At 66.5% G+C, this 18267-nt stretch carries 13 protein-coding genes; 5 read left to right on the top strand and 8 right to left on the bottom strand.

Annotation, left to right across the window (positions count from 1 at the left end):
• Position 1 precedes the first annotated feature (1 nt).
• The 5 genes from BJ998_RS15135 to BJ998_RS15115 all read right to left on the bottom strand — a co-directional run bounded on the left by BJ998_RS15135 (position 2) and on the right by BJ998_RS15115 (position 8420).
• On the bottom strand, positions 2 to 2776 hold the full coding sequence (locus tag BJ998_RS15135; protein ID WP_184862256.1) for a DUF1156 domain-containing protein: 2775 nt from the start codon (positions 2774 to 2776) through the stop codon (positions 2 to 4).
• A complete protein-coding gene (locus tag BJ998_RS15130; protein WP_184862254.1) occupies positions 2754 to 3347 on the bottom strand; it encodes a DUF1643 domain-containing protein in 594 nt (197 codons plus the stop codon). Before BJ998_RS15130 ends, BJ998_RS15135 begins: the two co-directional genes overlap by 23 nt.
• Entirely contained in the window at positions 3347 to 6760 is a 3414-nt protein-coding gene (locus BJ998_RS15125; RefSeq protein ID WP_184862252.1) for a helicase-related protein, read from the bottom strand. Before BJ998_RS15125 ends, BJ998_RS15130 begins: the two co-directional genes overlap by 1 nt.
• Before the next feature lie 299 nt (positions 6761 to 7059).
• Positions 7060 to 7890: an MATE family efflux transporter gene (locus BJ998_RS15120; protein ID WP_246488591.1), complete on the bottom strand. Its 831-nt coding sequence runs from the start codon at positions 7888 to 7890 to the stop codon at positions 7060 to 7062.
• A gap of 71 nt (positions 7891 to 7961) precedes the next feature.
• The gene (locus tag BJ998_RS15115; RefSeq protein WP_184862250.1) at positions 7962 to 8420 is read right to left on the bottom strand and encodes a hypothetical protein; all 459 of its coding nucleotides are present in this window, start codon (positions 8418 to 8420) and stop codon (positions 7962 to 7964) included.
• A 697-nt stretch (positions 8421 to 9117) separates the two neighbouring features.
• Between BJ998_RS15115 and BJ998_RS15110 the strand changes: the two genes are divergently transcribed.
• Positions 9118 to 9450, top strand: a complete 333-nt coding sequence (locus tag BJ998_RS15110) for a hypothetical protein (protein WP_184862248.1) — start codon at positions 9118 to 9120, stop codon at positions 9448 to 9450.
• On the opposite strand, the gene BJ998_RS15105 is transcribed toward BJ998_RS15110, so the two are convergent.
• Entirely contained in the window at positions 9440 to 10192 is a 753-nt protein-coding gene (locus BJ998_RS15105) for an alpha/beta hydrolase (protein ID WP_184862246.1), read from the bottom strand. The two genes, BJ998_RS15110 and BJ998_RS15105, sit on opposite strands and share 11 nt — an antisense overlap.
• A 326-nt stretch (positions 10193 to 10518) precedes the next feature.
• Positions 10519 to 10728, bottom strand: coding sequence for a hypothetical protein (locus BJ998_RS15100; protein WP_184862244.1), 210 nt, complete (start codon positions 10726 to 10728; stop codon positions 10519 to 10521).
• Between the two features lie 105 nt (positions 10729 to 10833).
• Here BJ998_RS15100 and BJ998_RS15095 point away from each other — a divergent pair, with 105 nt between their 5' ends.
• The 4 genes from BJ998_RS15095 (at position 10834) to BJ998_RS15080 (ending at position 17723) form a co-directional block, all read left to right on the top strand.
• Complete coding sequence (locus tag BJ998_RS15095) at positions 10834 to 11865, top strand: LacI family DNA-binding transcriptional regulator (protein WP_184862242.1); 1032 nt, start codon at positions 10834 to 10836, stop codon at positions 11863 to 11865.
• 124 nt (positions 11866 to 11989) lie between these two features.
• Complete coding sequence (locus BJ998_RS15090) at positions 11990 to 14899, top strand: discoidin domain-containing protein (RefSeq protein WP_184862240.1); 2910 nt, start codon at positions 11990 to 11992, stop codon at positions 14897 to 14899.
• Positions 14900 to 14909: 10 nt separating this feature from the next.
• Positions 14910 to 15812: a DUF1996 domain-containing protein gene (locus BJ998_RS15085; RefSeq protein WP_184862238.1), complete on the top strand. Its 903-nt coding sequence runs from the start codon at positions 14910 to 14912 to the stop codon at positions 15810 to 15812.
• 144 nt (positions 15813 to 15956) lie between these two features.
• On the top strand, positions 15957 to 17723 hold the full coding sequence (locus BJ998_RS15080) for a glycoside hydrolase family 76 protein (protein WP_312890128.1): 1767 nt from the start codon (positions 15957 to 15959) through the stop codon (positions 17721 to 17723).
• On the opposite strand, the gene BJ998_RS15075 is transcribed toward BJ998_RS15080, so the two are convergent.
• A complete protein-coding gene (locus BJ998_RS15075; protein ID WP_184862236.1) occupies positions 17677 to 18237 on the bottom strand; it encodes a QsdR family transcriptional regulator in 561 nt (186 codons plus the stop codon). The two genes, BJ998_RS15080 and BJ998_RS15075, sit on opposite strands and share 47 nt — an antisense overlap.
• Positions 18238 to 18267: the final 30 nt, after the last annotated feature.

Here is an 18267-nt window from a genome sequence, read left to right as displayed (position 1 = left end):
GTCAATCGTCCCCCTCAGTAAAGTCGAATGCGCCCTGCTCTTGGACCGGCTTTTGCACGGCCCGCGCTACCTCGAAAATCTCGGGCCAGCTCGTGACGAGGTTGTTGAAGCTCAGCGCATCTTTGGTCCAGCCATTTCCCTCGGCGATGCGGAACAACAAGTGGGCGAGTTCCTTGACGAGATCACCGTCAACGGCCCCGTCGGGACGGCTCAACGCGGCCTGGAGGAAGCCACCGGCGTGAGCGATGCCATCGCGCTCCACGACCTTGATCAGGTGGTGCAGTGCTTCCCAGTTGCTGGTGTGGCTGTCTTTGAGGACGTCGTACGCCGATGGCAGATCCGCCGGCTTGAGGAGCTGAACGTTGCCCGCCCGACTAGTCAAGATCGCTTCCCGGTCCATCACGACCACACTGGTGTTCCGCGCCCGAGCGAGACTATCGGCGTCCCCGAACTTTCCGATGCCGTAACCGTGCTGTCGGTACCACGCGATCGCAAACCGCGTCGTCGCGTCGAAGTCCCCTTCTTGCTCGGCCAGCACTTGGTCGAGGATTTCGTTGATCCGCGCCAGCGCGGACCGGACGGTCATCTTCGACCCGTCATTTTCGATCACCCCGCTGTAGCGACTGTACACAGCCATTCCGGGGCCGATCGCAGCCTGTGGCAAGTCAACCGGCGCAATCTGTCCCTGCTGAAGCTTGCGAAGCGCGTCAGGGAGTTCGGCCTCCAGCGCCGCGATAAACCCACGGCGGTCAGCCATCGGTGCCCCCTCCGGTCGCGGCCGGAGCGATAGGACGATCGAGGAGGCGAGCGCATTCATGTCCTTGGCCATCATTCGGTTGCCCAACTCGGAGCGGTTCGGCCATGTGGCCGTGATCCTCCAGCCCGAGCGGATCATCCCTTCGAGAAGCGTCTCCCAACCTGTCGATGCCTCGCCGGAATCATCATCCTCGCTCTGTTTGAACGCATACCAGACCGTGATTGGATAGTCATCGAAAGCTGTCTCCCTGGCGCGGGCGAATACACTACGGAAGCCACCCTCGAAGAATTCCCGCGCACCGTCCTTGCCGCCATGGCGATAGGGGTTCGCAACAAGTTCCTCTGCCTTCGGCACGAGCATCGTGGCGAGCAAGTCCGAATGGATCGAGCGCAGGGAACGGCGCAGCCATACGTAGAAGAAGTCGGAAAGATCCGAGTAACCGATATTGTCGTAATACGGAGGGTCTGTGTTGATGAGTAGCGACGAGTAATCGCGATTAGCGGCATTGGCCTGCTTGACCTCGCCGGAAGTACCTTTGATCGGCAGGCGTTCTAGTGACCGCGCCACCCACTCTACGTCTTCAGCGAAGTTGCCAGACGATGAGCCGAGGACGTTCGCTTCGGCGAAGTCCCATGACATGGGAATCGCCTGGCGAGCGAACAGCCCACGTACTGCTTCCATCTTGGGACTGCTGTCCCAAGAGCAGATGGAGGTCGACTTGTTAATGGTTCGACTGATCGCCATTCCGAGATAAGTGGCGATAGCGTCAGCGTATGTCGCGGAGTTGCCGTCGACGAGGACGCGGGCACGAGCCTCGGAGACCAGGTCACTGAAGGTTGTCAGCGCCACAAGCTGGCGATTGGTGAAAAGGTCGGTAAATTCTGTGAGCCCGTAGGTCGGTGCCTTCAGGTCACGCGGGTAGTAGCCAAGCGAACCGACAATGGTGTCAGCTGGGGGCGCGACGGCGGCGGCGGCAATGTGGTGCTGATCTGGCGGAACGTAGTTGCGCCGACGATTTCCTTCAGCAACGATGGCCATGAGTTGGGTTCGAAGCCGTTTAGCTCGACCCTCGTCACGAATGTAGGAAAGCTTTATTGGTGCTTCACACGAGACTGAGATACACGTGGCACCGGTCCGTCCGACGGTTCCTTGATCGACATTTTGTGGGATGCGTCCCACATCGTGGCCGATCTCGAACTTCACTCGCCGTCCAGCAGGCAGGCTGGGGTCGGTGACGACGGAGGGGACAATGTAAGCCTCCTTGCCCTTTTTCTTGCCCAGCCACCATGACCGGACTAGCGGCGTCTCGATACCACAGGCGGGGTTGGGGCAGGTAACGGTGCGGGCCCAGATCCAGGCTATTACAGGGGCCTGGGTGCCGTCGGGTAGCGCGGCTTTGGGGTAGAGGTGGCCGATTCGCTTCTCGGCCTCGTCGCGCATCCACGCGCCGTAGGCGCGGACGTCGGCCGCGAGGCCCTCGGCGCCATGCCACTGCCGGATCTGGGAATCGGCCAGGCCGGGGAAGACTGGCGACTGGTCACGAAATTTTGGCGGTATCTCGATGAGCGCCTTGTTGATGAGGACGGCGACCGGGTTGAGGTCGGAGGCGTGTGCCTCCAGTCCAAGCCGTTGCGCTTCAAGGGGAATGGTGCCGCCACCGGCGAATGGGTCGAGAATCGGTGGAGGATTGCCGTCGGTGGACTTCAGGATTTCCGCGTGAGCCTCAGCCAGCAGCTTCTCGTCGCGGATGTTCTCCCATACGACGAGCCGCTCAATCAGGTTGTGCAGGCGCTCCCGCTCTTTGCGCTGCAGTTCCTCGGTCGGAAACTCGTCAGGCCGCGATGACGGGTCGTCGACAAGTTGGGCGAACAGCACCGCCCGAGCCGCCGCGAGCGGGCGGCGTGCCCACCACAGATGCAGGGTCGACGGGTGTCCATGCCGGATCGACTTTTCGCGGGCCGACTCCCGGTTGATAGCCTCCAGCGGCAGGGCCACCTCAATCAACTTGCGCTTGTACATCTACCTTCTCGACCCTCTGAGCCTTGGAGTTGGCTCGACCAAGCGGCGTCTCGCCACCGCGACTTGCTCGTTCAAACCTAGTGGCCGGCCATACGCGATCGACCTGAACCAGGACAAGACTGTCGCGCAGAGCCTCTGTGAAAGGAACGTCAGGGTGTGCGCGATAGGTCCATCGTTGCCACCGCGACGGATGCCTCGGCCCGTCGCCGACGTGCCAGATCGGCAGATCTTCGGCGGCGATTCGGTGGTGAAGCCACGCGACCTGCTGACGAAACTGAACTCGCGCCTCTCCGGACGGTGAGGTGGCTCCATACGCGAGTAGGACGCCGTCCCCCGCCCCGAGGCAGGTCTCCAGCGATCCTCTCGCCGCCAGCCATCCGTCCTCGGCTGCCCCCAGTTCAGTGATGGCACCGGTCCGGTGTGACGGCACCGAGAAGAGGTTCGCCACCGCGACGTTGTCGAAGCCGAGCAGTTCGGCGGCAAGCGTCACCCGGCGCAGGGTCCGCTTGCCATCGGTCAGGGGCGGGTTGGCCAGAACCGCGACCAGAGTTCCGCTCGAAGCAGTCGGCATCAGAAGGGCACCGTGCCCTTGGCCCACATCTTGGCCCAGTCGCCACGAATTCCGGTGGCCTCGAAATTGCCGAGGTCGGTAGCGGCGAACGGGTTGTCGAGGTAACGGACCTCGTCGTACCGAGGCCCGCGCGGGTCGACTCGCACCAGAGCCAAGCGGTACCGGGGCACGGCGTTCTTGCCGGTCATCACCTCGTTGTGGGTAACGAAGAAATCCGTGGCCCCATCCAACCGGGCTTTCACCTCGATCCGGTAGGTGTCACCGTTCGGTGCCGTGGACAAGATATCGAAGCCTTTGTTGTTGAACGGCTGCTCGACCGGTCGCCGACCGAGTTCCCGCTCACGGGCCAGCACGAGGTCGACGCCGCGTCGTTCGACCTCCTTGGTCTCCTTGGCGTGGATGGGGGCGTTAGCCGGGAGGTCGTCTTCAAGTAGGCAGATCGGCAGGACGAGTGCTGCGGTGACGATCAGCGGCGGCTTCGTCGACATGAGGCTCTGCTGATCGAGCAGGGCGAGTCGACGACGCAGCCGCACCTCGAGGTCGGCAGCCTTACGGCTGAGACTATCGGAGGATTCCCTGGGCTTCTCGCCTTTCTGCTCCTTCTCGGCGGCGACCGCGGCCTCCAGGAGCAGGCGTTCGTTTTCGGACCCGAGCCGCTTGGTGACCAACGTCCGTGTCCTGGTCAACTCGGCCAAGCGCCGGGGCTGAACCTCGGACAGATGCTCCGGCAACTGGTGGGCGATGATCCAGCTAGTAGCCTTGTCTTCCGCCTCCGCCAGCCACGGCAGGGTACGAGCCACCGCGACGGCGGGTGTTTCGGGGGCGGCGACACAGTCAAGGTAGGGCGCGGGACCGGCGGCGGTCACGGTGCCGAGGCTGTCGACGAACGCATAGCCGAAACGACGGGCTACGCTGGCGCCGGTCGCGTCCGTGACCTCCTCGATGACGCCCACCAGCACGTGCGGCTCCTCGAGGGTCGAGGACACCAGCACGGTGCCCGAGTTGAGGACCCCACCGAACTGTTTGATGGCCTCGTCCATGACCGTGTCGTGCAGCGGGTGACCGGGGGCGAGAAGATCAGCGCGGACGAGGCCGTCTTCCGGAGCGACCCGGGCCAGGTCGAAGGTGACGCGGTCATAGCGGGTCGCGATCGGCCCATACTTGCTGGCCCGGAGCTGAGCTGGCACGTTGGCGACCTCGTAGCGTCCGCGTTCGCGCCGGGCGATCCGGCCACCGAGCCGGGTGAACGCTGCTTTGAAGGCCAATTCGATGTAGTGCGGCTGCAGACGACGGGCGCGGGCCTCGTCCATCGCGGCACGCAGTGCTGCGAGGTCGGCCTCCGCGAGGTGTTCGGCGGCCAGTGCCCGTTCCTCCAGGAGTTCCTTGACGCCGTCGCCGACGCTGGCGTCGATGATCTTGTGCATCTTCGCACGGACATCGGGACGCTCGCCGTACTGGATCGCCTCCTTCAGCAGGTCCCGGAGCGGGGTCTCGGTGAAGGCTTCGCCGAGCACGTCGAAGACCTTCCCGCCGTAGGCCTTGCCCATCTCCTCAAGCTTCACCAGCAGGCGGGTGAAGACCTCGCCCTCACGCGTGTTGGAAGCGACCAGGTTCCACAGTCGGCAGACCTCTTCCTGGCCGATGCGGTGGATCCGGCCGAAGCGCTGTTCAATCCGGTTCGGATTCCAGGGCAGGTCGTAGTTGACCATAAGGTGGGCGGCTTGAAGGTTCAGTCCCTCGCCTGCGGCGTCGGTGGCGATGAGGATCTGGCAGTCGCGGCTCTTGGTGAATTCCTCGGTGATCTGCCGGCGCTCGCCGCGGCGCACGCCACCGTGGATGGTGCGGACGGCATCCGGGCGGCCGAGCAGCGAGCTGATGCGGCCCCGGAGGTACTCGAGAGTGTCACGATGTTCGGTGAAGATGATGAACTTCCGTGGCCAACCGTCGTGGTCGGTAGTCAGGGCGTTGTCCTGCAGGATCGTCGACAGCTCGGTCCATTTGCGGTCGGTACCCGCGTCTCGGACCTGCTTGGCGAGGGCAGTCAGGTCGGTCAGCTCGACCAGCTCCGCGTCGAGTTCTTTCACGGTGCGTGCCGTGGTGGCCGCGTCGAGGAGTTCTTCCTCCAGCACCTCGACCTGTTCGGCGTTGTATTCGTCCGCGTCGAGGTCGTCGAGGTCGATCGTGGGCTCTGACTCCTGGTAGGTGCCGTTGAGGATCTCCTGCTTCTTGCGCTCAAGCCGCCGGGAGCGGCGGACCAGGCTCTGGTAGATCGCCTCGGGGCTGGAAGCGAGACGGCGCTGGAGCACGGTGAGGGCAAAGCCGACAGTGTTTCGGCGCTTGCCGTCGAGCTTGTCTGCCCGGTTCATCCCAGTACGGACGTACTGGGTGACCTGTTCATAGAGGTGGTACTCGCTGGCGGTGAGCTCGTAGGGAACGGTCTCGGCGATCCGCTCGGGGAACAGCTTCTTGCCCTCGAAGGTGAGCAGGTCTTCCTTGACCATCCTGCGCATGATGCCGCTGGTGTCGGCGCTGATCTTCTGCTTGCCTTCGAAGCGGTCCGGGTCCAGCAGGGTGAGGAAGAGCTGGAAATCTTCCTCTTTGCCCGAATGAGGGGTAGCTGTCATCAGCAGCAGATGGCGGGTGAGGTCACCCAGGAGCTCGCCGAGCTGAAACCGTTTCGTCTTCTCCAGCTTGCCGCCGAAGTAATGCGCCCCCATCCGGTGGGCTTCGTCGACAATGATCAGGTCCCACTCGGTCTCCTTCAACCGCGCTCGCAGCTCCTCATTGCGGCTGAGTTGGTCCATCCTGGCGATCAACAGCGGGTTGGTCTCGAAGACGTTAAAGTTGACGTTCGCGTCGATGAGCTGGTTGGTCAGCAGATCGAAGCGCAGGCCGAACTTGAAGAACAACTCGTCCTGCCACTGCTCCACCAGGCCTCCCGGCGCGACGATGAGGCACCGCTGGACGTCATCGCGAAGGATCAGCTCCTTGATGTAGAGCCCGGCCATGATCGTCTTGCCGGCGCCGGGGTCATCGGCCAGGAGGAACCGCAGTGGCGTGCGTGAGAGTAGTTCACCGTAGACGGCGCGGATCTGGTGCGGCAGCGGTCGGACGTCGCTGGTCGCTACCGCGAGCATGGGGTCGAACAGGCCGGCGAGCGTGATCCGCTGGGCTTCGGCGACGAGCTTGAACTCGCTGGCTGGAGCGTCAAAGGCGCGGCTCCCGGCCTGAGCGATCGAAAGCGCGTCCTCGTCCTTCCGGAACACGACCTGTTGCGCGAGCCCGCCTGCGGTGGTCTTGTAGGTCAGTTCCAGAGCGTTGCGACCATGCCACTGTGCCGCGACGACGGTGATGACCTCGGCTGGAATGAGCCCGTCAAGCCGCAACCCAGGCTTGACCTCCTCAAGCCGCACCTATTGCCCTCCTCGCCAACAGCCCACCTACGTTCGATCGAGAGGCTCGGCCCTTGCGTTACGACCTCCAGAGTGTGGATCGCCGGTCTTCCCAGTACCAGCGGCGGAACTTGAGGGTAGTAGACCAGGACGGACGGCCGCAGTTCCGGACGGTTGTGGGCCGATGGCTCGCAGTGGACACCACCTGCACTTAGCCTGTCACGCCTGGTGAGCAGCAAACGGCAGAGACGAGTACCTTGACCTCGGCGATCGACGCAACTCTAAACAGAGGCGCCGAACTGCTGGTCGCGCCGGACCAGCTACCAACCTGGCGGTTCTGGCATGGGCCCGCCGACATCCGGGGACTGGTGAGTCGCCAGCTGCCACCTTATGGTGTCGCAGGTATCGACGTGTCGATCATCTGACTTCACCCCCTCAAGGTGGGCTGCCATCTCGTCTGGAGCTGATCGTTGTTGCGAGTCGGCCCGGATGATCGTGACGAGGAGCCGGGCGCGGGCGGCACCGATGCGCAACTTCTTGCGAAGTGTGTCTGCGGAGATCGGTCGGCGATGCTCGTCCCAATGACGCGCGTCCGCCTGCCTCGCCCGCTCAAGCAGGTCGTCGTCAACCATGCTGGAAGCGGCAAGGCTGCGCTGGCCATCGACCTGAGCGCCACGTGGCTTCGTGTTTTCTCTGCGCGACTCCGGCGCCGGCTGCCCGATAGCGGTCGGTTCGTCAGCCAACCAGGCATCCATCCGCTTCACGCCGTCGGGCGTTGCTTCGCTCAGCTGAAGTGTGGTAGCCAGCGCCCTGAGCAGGTCCGGGCCGACTTCCGCCCACCCGACCAGCAGCAGCGGCCCGACGGCATCGAACGCCGCCTTACCGTACTCGCCGGCAACGAGCGGGTCCGCAACGTTCAATGCCAACGTGACCACGCTCGCGAAGATCAGCAGCCGGCGGGCCGGCCTCAGTACTTCGGCAGAGGCGCCAGTGAGCGCGAGGTGCCGGGTGCCGAGCAGAAGTCCGAGGATCGAGAGGTCTACAGCGGGTGCGACGAGTGGAGCGACCCAAATGGGCACGCCGAGGCGGAGTGCGAGATTGAGGATGTTGCCGAAGCCGAACATGAAGGTGAGGCCGACGACGCTGCCCATGATGACAGTGACGGCCTTAACGACGGCGGCTCCGTCCGAACCTGGTCGAGCTAATGCAGTTCCGGGTCGAGTCATCGGGCACCACCTGCTTCGATGCGTGGGCGGCCGTGGGTGTCTCGGGTGGGGATGCCGCGTTCGCGCAGTTTGTTCAGCACGGTGGTGTGGTTGACGCCGAGGTGGTCGCCGACGCGGGCCAGGGACCAGCCGAGGTTGTAGAGGTGGATGGCGTGGTCGACCTGTTGGGGCGTGAGGCCGCGGCGGCGCATTGGCACGCCGTGCCGGTGGAGGATGGTGCTGACCGTCCGCCGTTCGATGCCGAACCGGTCACTGAGTTCGTACACGGTTGCGCCGGCCTGGTAGTCGGTGATCAGCTGCTCGACTTGATCGGCACGGAGTTGCCGGGCCCGGCGAGGTCGGTCGCGCTTGATCAAGGTCGGCTCGGGCGTATCGATACTGGGAAGCTTCTCGCGAAGCTCTTCCAGGGCCCTGATCTGGTCTTTTATGTTCGAGTAAGGTCCCCTAACCTCCACTCGGGATCCGAGGGGCCTGTGTTCGCAAAAAGCGCGAACGCGGGCCCCTCGTCTTTGTTTGTGGGGGACGACCCCCACACCCCCGAGGTGGGGGCTTCGCCCCCACGCCCCCAATGCGGGTGTTGGGTCGGGTGGTCTGCGTTATTTTCGGGGTGGGGACTGTGCGTGTGGGGGTGGGGGTATTTGAGTTAGGGGGAATGGGGGGCTTGGGGCTGAATTGTCAGGCCACGTAAAACGGGGGCAGTGGGGCGGGTCCCTTTGATTCCGTGCTTTGTTTTGACGGTGATCTTGTGAAGTGGTCGCCGTCTTCGAGGCGGTGGGTAGAAAAGGTTTTCTGATCGACTTCTGGGGGTGTGGGGGCGCGGGGGGCTCGGTGGGGTGGGGAATGGATCACGGGGCAGGGGTACTCGGGGTGGCATCGTCAATATTGACTAGGCCAACTGGGTGATGTCGGGGGTGGGGTTGCGCTGGTGTGCGTGGGTGTGAGCTGGGGGGATGGCGGTTGAATGATCAACAGTCTGGTGTGGACGGTGCGAGCGGTGTCGGTGGGAGCCATTGCGTGGGGTGTTCCTAGGTCGATAGTGGTGGTGTGGCCGAACACGGAACGAGATCGGATGAGATGTGGATGGTTTTCGGGTAAACTAGTTGCAATTTGCTCCAGCAAGATCCGAATGGAATTCGCACACCGGGAGCAATCATGAAGCTGGGTGCCGACAAGCACGCAGACTCCGTCCACTACCGCCGCGACCGCTCGCTCAACCCGATCCTGCTGCCATTCATGATCGTCTTCTTCCTGCTGACGGCGGTGGCGATCGCGGTGCTCATCACCGTGGCGGCGGTGGCGTACCTGCTGGCGGTGGGGGGTGCGGCGTTATGGGGGCTGGTCAGACCGAGGCCCGGAGGGTTGAGCCGGCGGGAGACGGTGGGGGCGACGGTTCAGGTGATCAACAAGGTGGCGCTCAAGTCCCGTCGTGGCCGGCACGCCCGGCCGCGGCTGCTGCCGCGGTCGCTGGTGCCGTTCACTCGCTGAACGTGATCCACTCCACGACCCGCTCCGCCACGAAGTCCTCGTTCTCCTCGCAGACGCCGTCGATCTCCACGAGAACGTCGTCCGCCTTCAGTCGCCGGGCCGCGGCCCGCGACGACTCGACGGGCACCCGGTCGTCCTTGGTCCCGTGCACGATCAGCGTCGGCGGCAGGATCTCGCCGAACACGAAGCTGGGCCGCACCCAGAACGCCTCGTTCAGGAACGCCCGCCCGTGCCGAACCCCGGGACCGTGCTCCAGGTAGCCGACCTCGGCGAGCAGCGGCGACGCCAGCCGCCCACCGGCCCAGTTCGGGTTCTGGTCGATGTAGTCGCCCTTGAAGTTCAGCTGCGGAGTGAGCAGCACCAGGCGGTCCAACTCCGTCGGACGCCGCGCGGCGTAGAAGGCGGCCAACCCGCCGCTGAACCGGGTGCCGAGCAGTGACACCCGCCTGGCCCCGGTCTCGGCCCGGACGTGCTCGACCGCGGCGCGAAGATCGTTCAGGTGCTCGGTGAGGGTCCGCTCCTCCTGGGTCCCGTCGCTCTCGCCGTGCCCACGGTGGTCGAACCGCAGCGCCGCCACTCCCTCGGCTGCCAGCTTGTCGGCCAGTAGCGGGAACAACCCGTTCTCGTCCCGGTCCAGACCCTCGCTGTGGGCGAGCACCACCGCCCGATGCGGCTCGCCCGACGGTGGTGACGTCAAGGTTCCGGCCAGGCGCAGGCCGTCGAGCGACCGAAAGCTCCCCATTCACCGATGCTCCCACGGGGAAGTGGCGCGATGGACGGCCTTCCGGACCGGTCAAGGGAAGACGGCACGATCAGGCCCGGATCCGGGCACCTCCGCACGCGACCGGGCCGAGCCGCGATCGGGCCGAGCCACGACCTGGCCACGATCGGGCCCCGCCATGACCGGGCCGAGCCACGGCCTGGCCACGGTCGGGCCGGGCGGTGACCGGGGCGGGCAGTGACCGGGGCGACCATGGCGGTGCTTGGCCGCCGCCGGGCGGCGAGTGGTGGCGGCGAGACCCGCCGCTTGGGCGGATGGATCCGGGCACAGGGGGCCGCGCGCGGCGGTCAGGCCACGGTGCCGTCGACGACAACGGTGGGCTGCTGGCGGCCGCGGGCGCAGAGCGCATTGCCCAACGCCACCAGTCGGGCGCCGAACTCGGCATGTTGCCGGCGGCTGAAGGTGCCGTCGAGCATGGCCAGGGTTATCGCGGGCACGGCGTCGTTGACGCTCATGAGTTCGGCGAGCAGTTCGCGGTCCGCACGAATCAACTGCAACCTCCGTCCGTCGAGCCACGCGCCCCGGTCGCAGGTACAGACGGCGGCGGGGGCGACTGGGTTGCGTCCAGGGAGAGCGCTCTCTGGGCGTGCTACAAATGCTGCATGAGCACCGATCAGGCGCCGCCGACCCTGGAGCACGTGGCGAAGGTGGCGGGTGTCTCCCGGGCGACGGTGTCCCGAGTGGTCAACGGCATCCGCAACGTGGACCCGGAGCTGCGCGAGGCGGTGGAGCGGGCGATCGAGCAGACCGGCTACGTCCCGAACCGGGCGGCGAGGTCGCTGGTCACGCGCCGGACGGGCGCGGTGGCGCTGGTGGTCTCGGAGCCGACCAAGCACACGGACGCCTTCGCCGGCGGCGTGTTCGCGGACCCGTTCTTCGGGCGGGTGGTCAGCGGGGTGCTGAGCGTGCTGGGCCCGATGGACGTCAACCCGGTGCTGATGCTGGTGGACTCGGAGAAGGCCCGCGCGCAGCTGATCAACCGGCTGCGTCAGGACCGGTTCGACGGCGTGCTGTTGATCTCCATCGACCCCCGCGATCCGCTGCCGGCCCAGCTCACGCAGGCCGGGGTGCCCACGGTGATGTTCGCCCGCCCGGCGCGGTCGACCCCGATCAGCTACGTGGACGTGGCGCACGAGGACGGCGCGCGGCTGGCGGCGGACCACCTGGTGGCCCGGGGCTGCAAGCAGGTGGCGACGATCAGCGGCCCGCTGGACACGCCGGCGGGCCAGGACCGGCTGTCCGGCTTCCGGTCGGCGATGGCCCGGCACGGCCAGGCGTACGTGCCCAGCGCGGAGGGCGACTTCACCCAGACCGGCGGCGAGCGGGCCACGGAGATGCTGCTGCTCACCCAGCCGTTCGACGGCCTGTTCGTGGCCAACGACCTGATGGCGATGGGTGCCCTCGACGTGCTGCGCAAGCACGGGAAGCGTGTTCCCGAGGACGTCTCGGTGGTCGGGTTCGACGACAGCGGCGCGGCGTTGAGCTGCCGGCCGCAGCTGACCACGATCCGCCAGCCGGTGGAGGACATGGCCGCGGAGATGGCCCGGCTGGTGGTGGACCGCATCAGCGGCGAGGGCCAGCGGGTGACGTCTGTGATCTTCGAACCGGCGCTGGTGGTCCGCGGCTCCTCCTGAGTTTGGAGAGCGCTCTCTTGACCCGGGTGTGAACGCGGGGTAAAACTGGCTGTCAGTACGGAGAGCGCTCTCCCGCCAGAGGGGCTACTCGGTCCGCTGCCACGACGTACCCTCTGGAGACCCGATGAAGGCTCTCTCCTGTGCGCTGCTGCTCGTGCTCGGCCTGTGCGCACCGGTGCTCGACCCGCCCCCCGCCCATGCCGCCGGAACCCTGCTCTCCCAGGGGAAACCGGCGCTCGCGTCGTCCTCCGAGGGCGGCGGGACGCCGGCGTCCGCTGCGGTCGACGGCGATCCGAACACCCGCTGGTCGAGCGAGTGGAGCGACCCGCAGTGGCTCCGCGTCGACCTCGGCTCGACCCAGGCGATCAGCCAGGTCGTCCTGCAGTGGGAGGCCGCGTACGCGACCAGCTTCGAGATCCAGGTGTCCGACGACGGCACCACGAACTGGCATCCGATCTACTCGACCACGACCGGCACCGGTGGTCGGCAAACGCTCTCCGTCTCCGGCACCGGCCGGTACGTCCGCATGTACGGGACCAAGCGCGCCAACGGCTACGGCTACTCGCTGTGGGAGTTCCAGGTCTACGGCGGCGGCTCGCAGCCTGGCGGCGGTGATTGGACCCCGGTCTGGACCGACAACTTCCCCGGCGCCGCGGGCAGCCAGCCCAGCGCGGCGAACTGGATCGTCGACACCGGCCCGAACCCGTCCAGCGGCGAGGTCGAGACGAACACCGCCGCGAACGTCGCCCTCGACGGCAACGGGCACGTCAACCTGACAGCGTTGAACACCGGCGGCAACTGGACGTCCGGTCGCATCGAGTCGCAGCGCACCGACTTCGCCGCCCCGGCCGGCGGGCAGCTGATGATCACGGCCTCCATCAAGCAGCCCAACGTGCCCAACGCGCTCGGCTACTGGCCGGCCTTCCGCACCTACGGCTCCGCCTACCGCGGCAACACCGGGGCGTGGCCGGCGGTCGGCGAGACCGACATCATGGAGGGCGTCAACGGCCGCGCGCAGTCGTCGGAAACCCTGCACTGCGGCACGGTGCCGGGCGGAAACTGCAACGAGTACAACGGTGTCACCAGTGGCCTTGGCACCTGCGGCGACTGCCAGACCGCCTACCACACGTACGCCGAGGTGATCGACCGGACGCTGAGCGACGAGCAGATCCGGTTCACCATCGACGGCCAACAGGTCTGGCAGGTAAGGGAAAGCCAGGTCGGCATCAGCACCTGGCAGGCCGCCGTGGACCACGGCTTCTTCCTCGTGTTCGACCTCGCGATCGGCGGCGGCTACCCGAACACGGTCTGCGGCTGCACGTCGCCGAGCCCGCAGACGTCGTCCGGCGGCGTGCTCAGCATCGGCTCCGTCGGCGTCTACCAGAGCACCGGACCGGTGCCGCCGACCCTGACGGCGCCGCCAGTGCCGGCCGGCGGGAGCGTGGTGAAGGTGACCGGTGGGCAGGGCAACTGGGGGCTGTCGGTGAACGGATCTCCGTACTACATCAAGGGAGTGACGTTCGGGCCGCAGAGCGCGACCGCCGACGCGCACATGCAGGACCTGAAGGAACTCGGCGTGAACACGGTCCGGACCTGGGGCACCGATGCCTCGAGTCAGCCGCTGCTGGACCGCGCCGCCGCCAACGGGATCAAGGTGATCAACGGGTTCTGGCTCAACCAGGGCACCGACTTCGTCAACGACACCGCGTACGAGGACAGCACGCTCAACTCGATCGTGCAGCAGGTCAACGCGTACAAGAACCATCCGGGCGTGCTGATGTGGGACGTCGGCAACGAGGTCCTGCTGACGTTGCAGAACACCTACTCCGGCGCGCAGCTGGAGGCGGAGCGCAACGCCTACGCGAGGTACGTGGAGCGGGTCGCCCAGGCCATTCACGCCGCCGACCCGAACCACCCGGTGACCTCGACCGACGCGTGGACCGGCGCCTGGCCGTACTACAAGGCGAACACGCCGTCGCTGGACCTGTACGCGGTCAACTCCTACGGCGCCGTCTGCAACGTCAAGCAGGACTGGATCAACGGTGGCTACACCAAGCCGTACATCGTCACCGAGTCCGGCGAGGCGGGCGAGTGGGAGGTTCCCAACGACGCCAACGGTGTGCCGACCGAGCCGACCGATCAGCAGAAGGTGACCGGCTACGCGACCGCATGGAACTGCGTCCACGGCCACACCGGCGTGTCCCTCGGGGCCACGTTGTTCAACTACGGCAACGAGAACGACTTCGGCGGCATCTGGTTCAACCTTGAGCCGGGCGGCTGGAAGTTCCCGACCTACTACCAGGTCGCGCAGCTGTACGGCGGCTCGCCGGCCACCCCGGCCGGCCCGGTGATCACGGACATGTCCGTGCCGCAGACGGTGAGCGCCGGCAAGCAGTTCAATGTCAGCGTCAACGTGACCGGGTCCGTGCGGTACAATCTGATGTACACCAGCAAGTACGTCGACAACAACACGACCCTGCGGTACGCCGCCTTCACCCAGACCGGCGCGAACTCCTTCAGCGTCACCGCGCCGAACCAGCTCGGCGTCTGGAAGGTGTACGTGTACGCCTACGACGGGCACGGCAACGTCGCCGTCGAGACGAAGTCGATCAACGTGACGGTGCCGCCGGTCAACGGGACCAACGTGGCGCGGGGCAAGCCGACCACCGCGTCCAGTTACCAGTCAACGGGTAACGGCGCTCCGTTCCCGCCGGGCAACGCCGTCGACGGCAACATCGGCACGCGGTGGGCCACCGACTGGAGCGATCCACAGTGGATCCAGGTCGATCTCGGGCAGAACACCGCCATCCACCACATCCAACTGGTCTGGGAGTCCGCGTACGGCAAGGCATACACCATCCAGGTGTCGCCGGACGGCAACTCGAACTGGACCACGATCCACAGCACGACAGCGGGCGCTGGGGGCGTCGAGGACTTCGATGTGAGCGGTTCCGGCCGGTTCGTCCGGCTGACCGGCACCCAGCGCGGCACCCCGTACGGCTATTCGCTGTTCGAGTTCGGCATCTACCAGTAGGGAGAAGCCCGTGTCCCGCAAGGCCCTGCTCCTCGCCGCGGCACTGGTGCTCGCGCTGTCGCCGGCCGCCCGCGCCGACGACACCGTGACCCACCACGAGTTCCAGGCCGACTGCACGATCACCCATCACCAGCCGGACGACCCGATCGTCTATCCGAACCAGCCGGGGGCGTCGCACGACCACACCTTCCTCGGCAACACCACCACGAACGCGGCGACAACCCTGCAGTCGCTGCTGGCCGCCGGCACCGGCGCCACCACGTGCCTCGCTCCGGACGACCTGTCCGCGTACTGGTTCCCCACGCTGTACAACGGAAACCAGCCGGTGCTGTCCACGTGGTCGCAGGTCGTCTACTACAAGTCCGGGATTCTCGACTACACCAAGGTGCAGCCGTTCCCGCAGGGGCTCAGGTTCGTCACCGGCGACATGATGGCCACCCAGGACGAGTTCCAGCACGCTCCCGGCGCGATCGAGGGCTGGGAGTGCGGCGACAGCTTCCACAACTGGGACTTCCCGTCCTACTGCGTCGTGGGCAGCCAGGCCAACATCCGTTACCAGGCCCCGAGTTGCTGGGACGGCGTGCACCTGGACTCGGCGGACCACAAGAGCCACATGGCGTATCCGGACCGGGCCACGCTGACCTGCCCGGCCGACCACCCGGTGCCGGTGCCCATGCTGGAGTTCAAGATCGCGTTCCCGGTGAGCGGCGACATGTCGCAGGTGCACCTGGCCAGCGGCCGCGGCTACTCCTGGCACTACGACTTCTTCAACGCCTGGGACCCGCCGACGCTGGCCGCCCTGGTCAAGCACTGCATCAACGGCGGCCTGCAGTGCGACTCGCGCGGCTTCGACCAGTACAAGCCGGATCGGGGCGCGGCACTCGGCCCCAACTACCGCCTCCCCGGCCGCTAGTCAACCCCCTACCGCTCGGAACGGACCATTCCTCAACTCGGAGTTTGGGAATGGTCCGTTCCGAGCGTCGGGCGGTGTCCGGTTCGGGTCAGAATCGGGGCCGAGGGGTGTCCGAGCCGTGAGAGCGCTGTCATCCTGCGAAGGGTGATCAGGCTCCTGCCGCTTCTCCTGATCGTCCTGGCGCTGCCGCCCGCCCCTGCCGCGGCGGCCACGACGACCGTCTGCGCCCTGTCCTGCGACACCCTCGACCCGTCGAGGGCACAGCAGGAGACTTTCCCCTTACCGGACAAGAACATCAACGGCCGCAAGATCCAGCTGCACGTCTCCGTGCCGGACGGCATGGCCTGGGCCAGCATCGACCTGGGCACGACCGGCGACTCCGTCTGGCTGGACCGCTCCTGGGACGGCGGCGCGACCTGGGAGGGCTTGCTGGGCAAGGCCGGCATCCCGGGCACGTGGACCGGCACGAGAACGCTGATGTACAACATCTACGACCCGGTCGGGCATCGCCGGGGCGTGATTCGGGCGTGTGGCGACGCGAACGCGGTGGGGTGCACCGATTGGCTGTACCCCAAGGTTTGCGACAAGATGTGCGACGGCGCGAACACACCGAACGGCGACACGCAGCCTGTCGCCCCCACGACGATCTATGGCCGCACGATCCGGCTGCACACCGACGTGAACGGCATGGCGTGGGCGACGATCGAGAACAACGGACCCGGCGACGAGGTCTGGCTCGACCGGAGTTGGAACGAGGGGGCGAGCTGGCCGGACGGATCGTCGCTCGGCCGCACGACCAGCGGCCGCACAACGATGTTCGCGACCCGGGACCCGAGAGCCAAGCTGTACGGCGGTGCGGTACGGGCATGTGGACGAGAAGCCAGCCATGCCAACGGAAGTTGCACAGCCTGGGCGCGGCCGGCGCCGACCAGGGCCGGGGCCGCGGCCGACGCGTTGATGTACTCCTACGACACGTACCAGGCGTGGTGGCCGAGCAGCTGGTGGAACTCGGCGGCCACGCTGACGGCGTTGATCAACTATGCCCAACGCACCGGAACCCATGACTACGACTGGGTTGTCGGACGCACGTTCGACGTGAACAGGGGGTCGTTCCCGGCCGGAACCAAGTCGAGCGACCCGATCGAGGGCGACTTCATCAGCCGTGCGATCGACGACTCGGCGTGGTGGGGCCTGGCGTGGATCGCCGCCTACGAGTACACGCGCGACTCCCGCTACCTGACCGAGGCGACCACGATTGCCAACTACGTCAACGGGTTCTGGGACCCGAGCACGTGTGGCGGCGGGGTGTGGTGGAACCGCGAGCGGACGTACAAGAACGCCGTGACGAGCGGTCTTTACCTGCGGTTGACGGCCGCGCTGCACGTCGACACTCCCGGCGACACCGTGTGGGGACAACGCGCTCTGATCGCGGGCAACTGGTACCTGAACAGCGGGCTGATCAACGCGTCGAACCAGGTCAACGACGGTCTCACCGCCGACTGCCGCAACAACGGCCAGACCGTCTGGACGTACAACCAGGGTCTGGCGATCGGTGGCTTCGACGAGCTCTACCGTGCGACCGGCGACCGGCGTTGGCTGGACGCTGCGACTCGCCTGGGCAACGCTGTCGGCCAAGGCGTTCTCGCCGAGTCGTGCGAGCCGAACTGCGACGACAACCAGAAGCAGTTCAAGGGGATTCTCGTCCGCTACCTGTCCGAGCCGGGCTACCAGCCGTACCTGCGGACACAGGCGGACTCGTTGTGGGCCAACGATCGCGACTCGCTGAACCACCTCGGCCTGCGCTGGGCCGGCGGCACGCCGAACGCCGTCGACTGGCGTACGCAGGCCAGCGCGCTGGAGGCCCTCACCGCCGTCCAGACCCAGCCCGGGCCGAGTCCAGCAGGAGGTTGACCAGCGTGATCACGTTGTCGGTCTCCGGCTCGTGCCCGCCGAGCAGATGGGTGTACATGAACGAGTCGCCGATGCGGACGATGGCCTGCGCCAGCGCGGCCGGCGGAAGGGCGAAGTCCACACCGGACTCCGCGAGCAGCTTGGCGAACAGCGCGGTCGCCCGCTGCTCGACGTGGCCCGGGGCGAGCACGATCCGGATGAACAGCAGCGGGTCGCGGGCGATGAACGCTCGCAACGGCTCGGCGCCGATCACGGCGTACATGAAGCGCTCGAACACGGCTCGCACGCGGTCCAGCCCCTCGGCGGAGACGCTGTCCGCGCAGGCCCGGAAGGTCCGTTCGGTCTGCTCGGCGAGCACCATGCCGACCAGTGCGTCGTGGTTGCCGATGCGCCGGTACAGCGTGGCGCGGCTGAGACCGAGGTCGGCGGCGAGCGCGGACATGTCCAGGGGCCGGCCGGCCAGGTAGGCGGCGGTCGCCGCCCGCACCACGTCCTCGGCGCTGTTCCTTGTCAACCGGGCCTCCCCTGTGAGACAAATACGGTG

The sequence above is a fragment of the Kutzneria kofuensis genome (assembly GCF_014203355.1).
In the GTDB taxonomy this organism is placed as follows: domain Bacteria; phylum Actinomycetota; class Actinomycetes; order Mycobacteriales; family Pseudonocardiaceae; genus Kutzneria; species Kutzneria kofuensis.
Note: the sequence above shows the minus strand (reverse complement) of the source record. Positions and strands in the feature narration are given on the sequence as shown.